The organism is Bacillus daqingensis, from assembly GCF_042654445.1.
Classification (GTDB): Bacteria; Bacillota; Bacilli; order Bacillales; family Salisediminibacteriaceae; genus Alkalicoccus; species Alkalicoccus luteus.
Genome location: NZ_JBHSGK010000021.1, coordinates 68,975 through 81,518 on the forward strand (window position 1 = coordinate 68,975; position 12,544 = coordinate 81,518).

Here is a 12,544-nt window from a genome sequence, read left to right on the forward strand (position 1 = left end):
CTTCAACTTTGATGCATGCGCTCCAGCTCTTCGATCATGAGTAATATTTCTGCAATAACCGCATAGAGCTGAGGTGGAATATCATCTCCTAAATCAAGGTCAATTAAATTTTCAATTAAATAAGGATCTTCCTCCATATGAATATGATGCTCCTGCGCTATCTCCTTTATTCGCTCTGCAACGTGGCCCCGTCCGCTGGCTAGCACTTTAGGGGTGCCGTCAAGCTCGTTATAGTGAATAACTGCTGCTGTACTGCCGTTGATCGCTCGCTTTTCCACTTGATTAAACCGGCGCTGTATCATATTTTGACATCCACTCCGTCCTTGAAGTTCTCTTCTGCTGCCGGATCTGCTGCCGGTGCTTGTTTCTCCTCTATTTCCATTGGCGCTGATTGGATGGACTGCACCTGATAGCCAATTTCTCTGATTGACGCTGCATATTTTTCCTTCAGCGGTTCGAGACGCTCAGAAAAGGTGGATTCATCATTATAAAAAGAAACTGTCAGCTGCCTGTTTTGCACAGATACGCGTATCCCTAGCGGGCCTGAGACCGGAGCTTCCAAATGAAAATAAAGCTGAATGTTCTCCCAGTCAAGTCCGCCCTGATGACGCTCATCGACGAATATTTTCAGTTCCTGCATCGTATCATCCAGCATCAGCGGCACGTGAAATAAAAGACCGCTTTGACTGTCCAAACGATTTCCCTGCTGATGCCCGTTTATGACTGCGAGAGCCCGCTGCGCTCCAGCCTCCTGTTCACCGACTGCCTGCAGCATCCTTCCTAATAGCCCTTTTAAATTGCGATTTTCTTCCGGATTCCTCATATCAGGTCTGACCAATTCTACCTCCCGGTTAAAACCGAACTGCCTGAGCGCCTCCAGCACGTTCCTGCCAGAATGCTCGTTTGCTGCAAGCGTTCTGCCCGTATTTTCTGTGAGCTGTCGAATCTGCTGAGTGATCGGGCGTTCTGAACCCGCTTCTTTATGTACGTGCTGATATCTGAAGGCAGACGGTTTATATTCCATCTGTTCGATCGTTTGCCGGACCCCGGCAGTGACAGCTGCAGCTTGTCGCAGCTGTCCTTGATTCATTAGCTGTTTCGCATGCGTCAGCTCTGAGCTTGCTTGCAGCAGCGTCCTTTCTTGTTTCATCGATGCGAATAACAGCCATCCGCTTCTGTTAATGGATTTATCAAGCTGCTGAATAACTTGTTCAAGCATCGGCTTCACTTGCGGAGCTGCCTGTTGCTGAAAGCGCTGTATCAACAGATCCATTCTCGCAAGACTTCTTACCGCTTCACGTTGAAATCCCTGAAATTCATCCCTAGCTGAGGCCATTGCCGGAGTTACTTCTCGTACCATTACCGTAATGCCAGAAGCCGACTGGACACGATCAGGAGGCTGGCTGGACGAGAGCTGTTGAAAGAGCTGGGCCGCTCGCACTTCTTTCCCTTCATCCAGCAAAAAAAGTACGTGCCGCAGCTGCTCCAGCGTTGAAGCATTTGCGGTTTGCTGTTGCTGCTGAAGCATCTGTTCTGCCGCAGTGCGAAGCGGAAGAGCAGGCGAATTTGCAGGAGCTTTGTCTAAAGCTGGAAAAACCAGCTCTCTCAGCTTATCAGCTGCAGTGCTCCTTCCGCCTTGAGATTGAGCAGAAAGAACGGTCCTCAACAGTTGATTCACTGCTTCAGCATGAACTGTTCCAGACGCCGACTGCTGCAGTGCAGTAACTGCATTTCTGACACCGGATCCACTTTCGTACGCCTGGAGCAGTGCCGGGAGCGTTTGCCGGAGTCCATGAACAGCAGGCGTGTCAGCACTGGCTCCTGCTGTCATGACCTGCTGCAATGCCTGCAGAGGTGTCGTATGAGCGGCGCGCTGGAAGCGATCCAGTACGTCGGCAGACAGTGCCGCACGCGTATCCATGGCCTGTTGAACCGCCTGAACTGAACCTCCCCGGCTTTCTGTCATAAACTGCACCACTGTGCGGACATTTTCACTCGTTAATCTTCCGTGAGCCTGCAGTATTCTAACAGCCTCCACTGTTTTAGCAACAGGCTGGCCGCCTGCCTCTCTGATTAACGCCTGAATATCGGGCCGTGAGCGATCCGACGCTTCAGCGGCTACAGCTGCGCGCAGCGTCACTTTCCCGTCTTGTATACGAGAAACATCTGCTTGCACGGTATCACCGCTGGGCACTCGCCCTTCAAATACGGCGTTGACCTCTCTGCCTCGGATTTGCACGACCGCTTCTCGCTCGCTGGTCCGTTCCACAATCACAGCTCTTACTGTTTCCCCTTCACGAGGTGCTGGCCGCTGCTCGTGTGAATATTGCTGGAAAGGCTGAATCTCCATATGACCATCCTCCTGCAGTCGGTACTGTGACCGTCTTTTATCTAGTTTCTATATCGGTTAAACATAAGAGCTCTTGAACCAATTCCTTGTTTTACTTGCTCTTCCGTATATCGCTTGACCCTAAAGAACTAGTACGGCAACGAGTTCAGCTACAAAAGCCGTCCGGTTACATCGGACGGCTCAGGCTGTTGTAAAAGTCTTTCAATTTACATATGTATTCGTGTGGTTGTATTTGCCCTCTGCTTACCCCAGCCTGCCGTGGCCTGGCCTTCAGCTATTTCTCAGAGGGCCTGGTATGGAGGGAAGAAAAGCAGGGGAGGATGGCGCGGCTTCACTCGGACTCAGGCTTCTCACGTGAAGCCTTCAAAAGCCGGTCCGGCTCCGCTCGTGTGATCTACCGCGAAAAAACAAAGCTGTAGAGAATCTTCAGACTGCTTGTTGCGCCTTCGCCGGAAACATTGGGGAAACCGCTTTGATTCTAAGAAAACAACGTCACGACTGGCAGAGGCGACTGCTTATTTACGTTTATCATGAATTCGATGATATACTGGCACCTCTATTTAACATCGAAACGTTTCCTCAAGAGGGTTCTATCGGTATGGAAGCCGATCGTGCAGTGCTAACCAGGCATGTGAAACGCACTGCCGGCCGCCGGATTCTCGACTCGTTTTAATCCCTCCAAGAGCGGAGTTCCTTCAGAGCCGACCACTCTCAGGGAAGTGACGAAGAATGGTACCATTTAACACGAGCCCGCCGTGTTAACGTTACCCAAACGACGTTTCGCTTTTAAGCTGCAGGGTGAAAGAGAGTCGAAAGGTTCACTGCCGCTCTGGTTTTGAGCGGTAGTTCATTCGTACGAAGGCAGCATGGGGAGTGAAAACATCTCGTGAAAAGCACTGCCCATATGAATCCATCCCCTTCTAACGTGCTATCTATTAAGTAAATTAGAAGAAGCCTTAAGCAGCAGCCTAAGGCAAATCTCTGTTTACAAGTGAAGATGGACGGCATGCGAACGAATTAATTTGCAGGTAAACTGATGTTGGAACAGCAAGCAGTTTAGACAGTCGATGTGGCACACCTGATTCTATTTGTAATAGCCTCGCCGAACAGCCGTTGGACCGAACCGCTCTTGCAGCTGTCTAACGTGTTCGTCTCGATCCCATTCTTCTTTGTCCTTCTGATAAGAAAACAAATCAAGCTGTTTTACTGCACTGCCTTTTTCAATCAGGTCAATTCCTGTTAAACCTAACAGCCTGACCCTGTCTCCGTTCCAAGATGTCTCCAGCAGCTCTTTGGCGCAGGATTCAATCGTCTGATGGTCGGAAAGTGGATATGGAAGTCTGATGGAACGCTGTATGGTTTCCCACGTACTGTATCTGATTGTAAGCTGCAGACCGGAAGCATAAACGTATTTCTTATGAAGTCGCTGTGCAACTAAATTGGACAGCAGATGAATTACTGGCGCCATATCCTGCAGGCTTACCGCATCTTCCGGAAGCGTGCGCGAATGACCGATACTTTTAAACTCTTCAGCTGATTCCGGATCAACGGGTCTGCTATCAATTCCCCACGCTTTTTCAAACATTCTGCCTCCACTCGAGCCGAACGTGCTTTTCAGCTTATCCTCTCCATAAGCTGCGATATCACCAATTGTTTCAATACTCAGCTGCTTCAGTTTTTCTGCTGTTCTCGCTCCAATTCCATGCATCTCCTCACAGGGCAGCGGCCATAAAAGGCGCTGCACATCCCGCTTTCGCAATACCTTAATACCTAGCGGTTTTTTCCAGTCACTTGCTGTTTTCGCAAGGAATTTGTTAGGTCCAATACCAATGCTGCAAGGAAGCCCCAAAGTATCCAGCACCTCCTGCTGAATTGATTGAGCCACGGCAACAGGATGCTTTCCATATAAGTATTTCGTCATATCCAGGTAGCCTTCATCAATCGATACCGGCTCCACTAAACCTGTTTTACTGCGCAGCACCTCAAAAAATTTTGCAGACATTTCCCGGTACCTTGGAAAGCGCGGCTCTCTGACAAGCAAATCGGGGCATGCCTTCTTAGCTTCCCACAGAGGCACCGGTGGCTTCACGCCCATTTTTTTAGCTTCGTAACTAGCCGTTACAACGATGCCTTTCCTTTTTTTGGCGTTTCCTGCAATAGCAAGCGGCTTGCCTTTTAGCGAAGGGTCATCAGCTGCTTCAACAGAGGCATAAAAGCTGTTCAAATCAATATGAAAAATGATTCGGTGACTCACGCTGACGCCCTCCTTTTCTCTCCATAGTCTCTTTTCATTTTATCAGATTTTGCTCCTGCACCGCTAAACGTTAAGCTACTCTTGCAAAGCTTTTTAGAGCAAAAAAGGCGGTAAAGCATAAACTGTTTTCAGCTATGATATGTATAAACTAACACTCAACTTCCTCCAAAGACGATAAGCCGCAAATAAGCAGGTACGATTCATGAAATTTACAAATTATTCACAACATTTTGTAAACATACGTTCGACCGTGACTATTATCTATGCTATACTACGTATATAGAAAGGTGGTCGATATTGATGAGGGAGCAATTTTATCAATCTCCTGTTCATCAATCGGTTCTTCACCTGGTTACGGAGGCCTTAAAGGAGTTTACGGCCGCCAGGGCGCCTTCACCTACGATTAGACAGCTGGCCCAGCTGATCGGCTGCTCAGAAGAGACGATCTTGGAGTCAATAGAGTTCGGCAGACAGGAATCGATTGGTCTTTTGCAGTGAATGGGATGCCCTTGAATTTGGAAATAGTTAAAAACGGTGCCGGTAATCCGGCACCGTTTTCAGGCTGTTGATAAAGTCAATTTGTTTACATGTTTATTCGATTGATTGACTTTCCCCTCTGTTTACCGAGCCTGCCGTGGGCTTGCCTTCAGCTATTTCTCAGGATAAACCTCTGAGAAAGGATCTTCAGGCTGCGCTAATTCCACGGGCACGCCGGACACAAAGGGAAAATGGATTTGTTTGATGGCGAAAAACGTTCCAATCGCTGGAAGCTGCAGCTTTTTTGGGTGGATACGTTGACGTTCATCCCGATTCGACATCGAAGCGCTGCCTAACGAAAGGTTCCCTCTAGATGGAACAAGCTCGTGTGAATCATCACCAGGGTTTTAACCGGACAGCCAGCTGCTAAATCGGAGGAAACCCGACTCCGAGAGGATCAGAACGAGGCGAAGATCCAGCGCTTCTGACGAAAGGAAGAAGCGGTTAGCTGAGGCCGTTCCCTCCGGAAAGCGAGGGTCCGCAGATGCAGGCAGATGCAAAGTCATTCACCTGAAATGACTTTATCAACACTCTGAAAACGGTACCGGATTACCGGCACCGTTTTTTGTTATGCGTGTGCTGACTGCTTCATCAATGCGTAAGTGAGCTCTGCAAGCTTATACAATTCCTGCTCGGGTATACTTTCAGCTGTTGTGTGAATGTCTTCATACCCTACGCCCAAATTGACAGTCGGGACGCCGTGTCCGGCTATAATATTCGCGTCGCTCCCTCCGCCGCTTTGCTTTAACAAAGGCTCTCTGCCGATTTGTTTAACAGCTTCAACTGCAAATTCAACAACCTCATCCGTTTCAGCCTGTTTAAAGCCCGGATAGACAAATTGAATATCCACATCCACAGTTGTCTGAAAGCGTTCAGCCGCCTTCTCGCATGCCTCTCGCATGGCAGCTGTCTGTGCTTCGAGCTTGGAACGGACGAGTGAACGTGCCTCAGCCTTCAAGTCGACTCGATCGCAAACGATATTTGTCTGGCTTCCGCCTTCAATTCTCCCAATATTTGCAGTTGTTTCCTCATCAATACGCCCAAGCGGCATGCGGCTTACCGCATCAGCAGCAACTTGAATAGCAGATATGCCACGTTCTGGCGCTACACCTGCATGCGCTTTTTGACCATGACATGTAATAAACAATTTTGCCTGATTTGGCGCAGCCGTCACAATGCTTCCTACGGCACCGTCACTGTCGAGTGCATAGCCGAAATCTGCGTTAACCAGCTCCATATCCAATTCCCTGGCGCCTGCTAAACCTGATTCCTCTCCTACCGTAATAATAAACTGTATCGTTCCATGGGCAGCGCCCTCTTCCTTCAGCGTGCGTACGGCTTCAAACATGGCTGCTATACCGGCCTTGTCGTCAGCTCCCAGAACGGTGGTTCCGTCCGAGCGTATAACCCCGTCCTCGACAACAGGCTGAACAGATAATCCTGGTACGACAGTGTCCATGTGAGATGTAAAATAAATTGCTTTCCCATTTGTGTTTCCTTCCAATGTCGCGATCAGATTCCCTGCTCCGTGTCCCGTTCGAGGCTGAGACGAATCCTCTACAACATCCATTCCAATGTCTTGAAGTTTTTGGATGAGTAAATCTGCTATTTCTCTTTCATATTTCGTTTCTGAATCAGTTTGAACCAGCTCTAAAAATTCATCCAGCAATCGTTGTTTATTCACTATCATGTCCTCCTCCAGCTTATGTACGTTTCTGATTGTATCATAAGGTATTAAAGAGGAATATTCCCATGCCTTTTTTCAGGACGCTGTTCCGATTTCACTTCCAGCATACGCAGACTTTGCATCAGCTTCATTCTGGTTTCTCTTGGGTCGATCACATCATCCACCATTCCGTTTGCCGCTGCAATATACGGATTGGCAAATTTCTCGCGATACAGTTCAATCTTTTCAGCTCTTACTGCCTCGGGGTCATCACTGTCCTGGATTTCACGAGCAAAAATCACGTTAGCAGCTCCGTGAGGTCCCATCACAGCAATTTCAGCGTTCGGCCACGCATACACAATATCTGCCCCGATCGATTTGCTGTTCAATGCTACGTACGCACCGCCGTATGCTTTTCGGGTAATGACGGTGATTTTGGGCACGGTCGCTTCTGAATAAGCGTACAGTATTTTGGCACCGTGCCGGATAATGCCGCCATGCTCCTGCTGCACTCCGGGCAAAAAGCCTGTAACATCCTCAAATGTGATTAATGGAATCCTGAAACTGTCGCAAAAGCGGATAAAGCGGGCAATTTTATCGGAAGAATTTATATCCAGACCACCTGCCATTACTTTTGGCTGATTTGCAATCAAGCCTGCGGGGCGGCCGCCGATTCTTGCAAATCCAATAACCGCATTTTTCGCGAAATCTTTTTGAACTTCCATAAAGCTGCCTTCATCTACCGTCTGCTTGATCATATGACGGACATCATACGGTCTTGACGGATCTGCCGGGACAGAATCGAGCAGATCATAAAGGAATTCATCCTTGTTCTCATAAGATTCGCGAGGTGCCTCTTCGCCCTGGTGCTGCGGAAGATAGGAAAGCAGGCGGCGGACTTCCTGCAGGACCTCTTCTTCTGACGTACCAGTAAAATGACAGTTACCGCTAACGGAGCTGTGAATACTGGCACCGCCAAGCTCTTCAGAAGATATTTTTTCACCGGTTACTGTTTCAATTACTTTTGGACCAGTGATAAACATTTGGCTCGTTTTTTCCACCATAAACACAAAATCTGTGATAGCCGGAGAATACACCGCACCCCCGGCACACGGGCCAAGTATGACGGATATTTGAGGGATAACTCCGGAATAAATAGCATTGCGGTAAAATACATTCCCATATCCATCCAGTGACAGCACGCCTTCCTGAATTCTTGCTCCACCTGAATCATTCAATCCAATAAATGGACATTTATTTTTCACCGCAAGATCCATTACGTTCGCAATTTTCCTTGCATGCATCTCTCCCAATGCGCCCCCGTACACGGTGAAATCCTGAGCAAAAAGGAAAATCCGGCGTCCGTTCACGTCTCCGTATCCGGTAACGACGCCTTCCCCAGGAGCTGACCCTTTCTCCATGCCAGGCTCGTCAAACCGGTGCTCCATGAATGGCTGGAGCTCTACAAACGTATCATCATCCAGGAGGAGGTCGATTCGCTCCCGCGCAGTGAGCTTTCCTTTATCGCGCTGCTTCTGCTGACGTTCATCGCCTCCCCCCATTTCCACTCGTCTGCGTTTATCGTAAAGCTCATTCAGCTTGTCATACATATCCATCCTGATCGTCCCCCTCTAACAGTTCCACCAGCGTTCCGTGCGCTGCTTTCGGATGTAAAAAAGCTATCGGCTGACCTGATGCGCCAGTTTTTGGCACATCATCAATAAGCGCTACTCCTGAATTCCGCATTTGCTGCAGCCGGTCTTGGATGTTATCCACCTCTACGGCAATATGATGCAGACCTCCGCCGCGCTTATCGAGAAAGTGAGCGATCGGGCTGCTCTCGCCGAGAGGCTCCAGCAGCTCGAGCTTCACGTTACCTGCTGGAATAAAGGCCACTCGAACTCCCTGTTCAGGTACATCAACGACCTTGTCAACCTTTAGCTGAAAGTGGGTCGAATAAAAGGAAGCAGCCTCTTCAATGGAGTGAACGGCGATGCCGATATGGTCGATTCGTTTTGCCGGAGCAAACGCTTCTGAGCCGCTTCCACGGACCGTTTCTTCAATATAGGCAGCGATTGTTCCAGTAGGGGTGCCCGGTGTAAATATTTTTTCGATACCATTCCGCTCCAGCTCTGCCGCATCATCTGCTGGAATGACGCCGCCGCCGATCACGATAATGTCAGCTGCTTCCTGCTTCTGAAGCTCTTTCACGACAGCTGGAAACAATACATTATGCGCTCCTGATAAGCTGCTCAGGCCGATGACATCTACGTCTTCCTGCACAGCTGCTCGTACTATCTGCTGCGGCGACTGTCGCAGCCCTGTATAAATCACTTCCATGCCGGCGTCCCGAAGCGCCTGAGATATAACAAGCGCTCCTCTGTCATGTCCATCCAGACCCGGCTTTGCAATCAATACTCTGATCCGGTCCATTGCTTCCATCTCCTTACGACGTATATTCTCCAAATACTTCCCGCAGAGCGTGACAAATTTCTCCAACAGTGGCGTAGGCCCTTACGCATTCCAAAATAGGATACATCAGGTTTCCGTTTCCGGAGGCTGTTCGCTTCAGCTCTGCAAGGCCAGCTTCCACCTTCGCAGTATCCCGTCTCTCCTTCAACCTCTCCAAACGGCTGAGTTGATTTTCCACAAACGCTTCGTCTACTTTCATCAGATCAGGCGCTTGTTCGTCCTCCGTTTGGAATTCATTCACTCCTACAACAATGTCATCATGTCGTTCCAGTCGTTTTTGCGCCTCATAGGCGGATCGGTGTATCTCCCGCTGCATGTACTGCTTCTCAACGGCACTGACGGCACCGCCAAGCGTATCGATATGATCGATGTAGAGGAACGCCTCTTCTTCCAGCCGGTCTGTCAGTGCTTCCACATAGTACGAGCCTCCAAGCGGATCGATCGTATTCGCAGCACCTGTTTCGTGAGCAATGATCTGCTGGGTTCTAAGCGCAATCCGGGCACTCTCCTCTGTCGGCAGCGAAAGCGCCTCATCCTTGGAATTTGTGTGCAGACTCTGCGTCCCGCCGAGTACAGCGGCCATTGCCTGAAGCGCGACTCGCACGACATTGTTTTCGGGCTGCTGAGCGGTGAGCGTGGAGCCTGCCACTTGTGTGTGGAAGCGCAGCTGCTCACTTCGCGGCGAGTTGGCGTTGAACCGTTCCCGCATCAGCTTCGCCCACATACGTCTTGCCGCCCTGAATTTTGCTGCTTCTTCGAAGAAATCATTATGTCCATTAAAAAAGAACGCCAGGCGCGGCGCAAAATCATCCACCTTCAAGCCCGCGTCGACCGCCGCCTCGACATAAGCAATAGCATTTGCCATCGTAAAAGCAAGCTCCTGCACAGCTGTGGAGCCAGCTTCCCGAATGTGATATCCGCTGATGCTGATCGTATTAAACGACGGGGCTTCTTCGCCGCAAAACGCAAATATATCGGTAATCAGGCGCATGGAAGGCTTTGGCGGGTAAATGTACGTACCCCTTGCAATATATTCTTTTAAGATGTCGTTTTGAATCGTTCCCCTTACATTTTCGTGAGGTACGCCCTGCTTTTCCGCCACAGCTATGTACATGGCAAGCAGCACAGCTGCAGAAGCATTGATCGTCATGGAGGTACTGACTTTGCCGAGGTCGATTTGATCGAACAGCATTTCCATGTCTTCTAAAGAATCGATGGCTACTCCTACTTTGCCGACTTCGCCGAGCGACATAGGATCATCGCTGTCGTATCCAATTTGAGTTGGAAGATCAAATGCGACTGACAGTCCCGTTTGACCTTGGTCTAGTAAATAACGGAAACGTTCATTGGTTTCCTGGGCAGAGCCAAATCCAGCATACTGCCTCATCGTCCAGAGCTGACCTCGGTACATCGTATGACGGATTCCTCTTGTATAGGGGTATTCTCCAGGAAATCCAGCTTTTTCTATGTAAGCGTTATCAATTTCGTCCGGAAAATATACTCGGTCTACCTCGAGTTGAGAGCCGGTTTGAAATAATTCCTTGCGTTCCGGCCGCTTATTCAGCTGCTTCTGCAGTTTCTCCTGCCATTTTTGATAGGCTTTTTCATACGTTTCCATCTGCACGCCCCTTTCCTGTTAATTCCTGTTTATTATAGCATACCCCCTGCTAATGTTCCCACCCTCTTGAAAACAGCTCGCTCAGCAGGTACAATATGAAAAGCATATGGTGCAGAGGAGGTTGAATCATGCCCCGTAAATTCCGAAAAGCGATCGTTTATATGATGATCATCGTAATGTTTTTAGGTACTGCCCTCATGGGAGTAAGCTACTTTTAACTTGCTGGATAAACGGGTTCTAAGTCAATTGTTGGGGTAGGTGGTTCTTCCGCCTGCCCCTTATCCAATTCCAGTCTTGATATCCTTGTACTGATGATGCAATAAGATGCGCATGCGAAAGCGATCAAAGCGCTGAAAGCCGAAGGCATTCCGCTTGAGCACTTTCGTCTGGTTGTTCAATCCCTCCACAAAGCCGTTCGTATATCCATAGGCAAAGCTGTTCATGATCTCCGGCTGCCAGTTCTGGAGGGTCTGGATGGCGGAAAGAAAGGCATCTAATCCGGATTTCTTTACCTTGCGGTAAAACGCATGCAGGGAGGTTTTGGTCGTCGCCAGATCCTGGTCGCCTCGTTCCTTTGCCTGATCCAGCCAAACACAGAACGATTCCTTTAACGCATGTGCTTGTCGCAGATCGTCTGACTTCGCCAGAAAGCGTTCCAGGTGCCAGCGCTGCTTCGCCGTCAGCTTCGCTTCCCGCTTGTAAAACACGTGACGCATCCGTTTACAGGTTTTGCGGTCGTAGTCATCAAATGACTGTTGGACCTGGCGCCGGACTCGTTCCAAAGCCCAATAAACATACCGGCAATAGTGAAAGCGGTCGGCGATAATCACCGGTCGGCCGAGTGCCTGGTTCACGGCATGCTTAAAGCTGTGGCTCATGTCCATCACCACCGTGGTGACCCGCTGGCCCTTCTCCCGCAAATACGCTTTAAGGGTATCCGCCCGGCGATCCGGGAGAATGTCCAGCGGCTGCCGGGTGACTGGATCCGCGATAATCAATTGAAACTTCCCTGCCCGTGTATCCCCTTTGTACTCATCAATCGCAATCACCGGAGGCAGTTCGGTTACCGCCTTCCATTGCGGGGCGGCCAGGGTGTCAAACCGGCGCATCACGGTCGTGGGAGAGGTACCGGCACTTTCTGCGGTATCGGTAAACGTTTTGGCTTTCACGACTTTTAGCGTAAGCATTTGATTCCACTCGATGGTCTGACGCTGATACCGTGCCACGAAAGGGGCGCTTTCTGCGAACCGTTTTCCGCAGGAACAGGCATAGCGGCGCTTTCGGTAAAACACGACCGTCCAGCGCTCCGCCTGTTTCAGATGATCCAGCTTTTGGATCCGGTAATCGTGGATCCGTCTTGTCTTCCGCTGACAGGCCGGGCAGGTATGTCGGCGTTTAGGCAGTTCGACATGAATCTGAATGGTTCGATTGTGATAAGTCCAGTTGGTCACGATGACGCCTTCTAATCCAATGGATTTTGTGATAACATGCAGGTGCACGCAGCTCCACTCCTTTGTCTTGTTTCTCAGCAATTCAAGTATAAAGGAATTGGAGCCTGCGTGTTTTTTTGCCACCATTGTGTTAAAACCCCAACAAATATTATAGAACCGATAAACGAAGAAAGCCGGATCAGAAGCGCTGATCCGG

The 12,544-nt window shown here is 49.5% G+C and carries 10 protein-coding genes; 2 read left to right on the forward strand and 8 right to left on the reverse strand.

Annotated features, from left to right (window positions below):
* Positions 1-2 precede the first annotated feature (2 nt).
* The 3 genes from ACFO4L_RS15845 to ACFO4L_RS15855 form a co-directional block, all read right to left on the reverse strand.
* A complete protein-coding gene (locus ACFO4L_RS15845) occupies positions 3-302 on the reverse strand; it encodes an EscU/YscU/HrcU family type III secretion system export apparatus switch protein (RefSeq protein ID WP_377910639.1) in 300 nt (99 codons plus the stop codon).
* A complete protein-coding gene (locus ACFO4L_RS15850) occupies positions 299-2,350 on the reverse strand; it encodes a hypothetical protein (RefSeq protein ID WP_377910640.1) in 2,052 nt (683 codons plus the stop codon). The genes ACFO4L_RS15845 and ACFO4L_RS15850 overlap by 4 nt, the downstream gene beginning before the upstream one ends.
* A gap of 1,084 nt (positions 2,351-3,434) precedes the next feature.
* On the reverse strand, positions 3,435-4,604 hold the full coding sequence (locus tag ACFO4L_RS15855) for a DNA polymerase IV (protein ID WP_377910641.1): 1,170 nt from the start codon (positions 4,602-4,604) through the stop codon (positions 3,435-3,437).
* A 300-nt stretch (positions 4,605-4,904) separates the two neighbouring features.
* Here ACFO4L_RS15855 and ACFO4L_RS15860 point away from each other — a divergent pair, with 300 nt between their 5' ends.
* A complete protein-coding gene (locus ACFO4L_RS15860; RefSeq protein ID WP_377910642.1) occupies positions 4,905-5,102 on the forward strand; it encodes a hypothetical protein in 198 nt (65 codons plus the stop codon).
* 607 nt (positions 5,103-5,709) lie between these two features.
* Here ACFO4L_RS15860 and ACFO4L_RS15865 read toward each other — a convergent pair.
* Genes ACFO4L_RS15865 through ACFO4L_RS15880 form a run of 4 tightly spaced genes read right to left on the reverse strand, consistent with a single transcriptional unit; the run spans position 5,710 to position 10,897 of the window.
* The gene (locus ACFO4L_RS15865) at positions 5,710-6,828 is read right to left on the reverse strand and encodes a M20/M25/M40 family metallo-hydrolase (protein WP_377910948.1); all 1,119 of its coding nucleotides are present in this window, start codon (positions 6,826-6,828) and stop codon (positions 5,710-5,712) included.
* A gap of 47 nt (positions 6,829-6,875) precedes the next feature.
* Positions 6,876-8,423 carry an acyl-CoA carboxylase subunit beta gene (locus ACFO4L_RS15870; RefSeq protein WP_377910643.1) on the reverse strand — a complete coding sequence of 516 codons (1,548 nt, stop codon included), beginning with the start codon at positions 8,421-8,423 and terminating at the stop codon, positions 6,876-6,878.
* On the reverse strand, positions 8,410-9,240 hold the full coding sequence (gene mce / locus ACFO4L_RS15875; RefSeq protein WP_377910644.1) for a methylmalonyl-CoA epimerase: 831 nt from the start codon (positions 9,238-9,240) through the stop codon (positions 8,410-8,412). The genes ACFO4L_RS15870 and mce overlap by 14 nt, the downstream gene beginning before the upstream one ends.
* A gap of 13 nt (positions 9,241-9,253) precedes the next feature.
* Positions 9,254-10,897: an acyl-CoA mutase large subunit family protein gene (locus tag ACFO4L_RS15880; RefSeq protein ID WP_377910645.1), complete on the reverse strand. Its 1,644-nt coding sequence runs from the start codon at positions 10,895-10,897 to the stop codon at positions 9,254-9,256.
* 128 nt (positions 10,898-11,025) lie between these two features.
* Between ACFO4L_RS15880 and prli42 the strand changes: the two genes are divergently transcribed.
* Positions 11,026-11,115, forward strand: a complete 90-nt coding sequence (prli42, locus tag ACFO4L_RS15885; RefSeq protein ID WP_168006330.1) for a stressosome-associated protein Prli42 — start codon at positions 11,026-11,028, stop codon at positions 11,113-11,115.
* A gap of 60 nt (positions 11,116-11,175) precedes the next feature.
* Here prli42 and ACFO4L_RS15890 read toward each other — a convergent pair whose 3' ends face one another.
* Positions 11,176-12,390, reverse strand: coding sequence for an ISL3 family transposase (locus ACFO4L_RS15890; RefSeq protein WP_377910949.1), 1,215 nt, complete (start codon positions 12,388-12,390; stop codon positions 11,176-11,178).
* Between the last annotated feature and the right edge of the window lie 154 nt (positions 12,391-12,544).

Coding starts and splice junctions, on each gene's coding strand:
- mce (WP_377910644.1), bottom strand. CDS start 9,240: ATGGACCGGATCAGAGTATTGATTGCAAAGCCGGGTCTGGATGGACAT.
- ACFO4L_RS15860 (WP_377910642.1), top strand. CDS start 4,905: ATGAGGGAGCAATTTTATCAATCTCCTGTTCATCAATCGGTTCTTCAC.
- ACFO4L_RS15845 (WP_377910639.1), bottom strand. CDS start 302: ATGATACAGCGCCGGTTTAATCAAGTGGAAAAGCGAGCGATCAACGGC.
- ACFO4L_RS15880 (WP_377910645.1), bottom strand. CDS start 10,897: ATGGAAACGTATGAAAAAGCCTATCAAAAATGGCAGGAGAAACTGCAG.
- ACFO4L_RS15850 (WP_377910640.1), bottom strand. CDS start 2,350: ATGGAGATTCAGCCTTTCCAGCAATATTCACACGAGCAGCGGCCAGCA.
- prli42 (WP_168006330.1), top strand. CDS start 11,026: ATGCCCCGTAAATTCCGAAAAGCGATCGTTTATATGATGATCATCGTA.
- ACFO4L_RS15870 (WP_377910643.1), bottom strand. CDS start 8,423: ATGGATATGTATGACAAGCTGAATGAGCTTTACGATAAACGCAGACGA.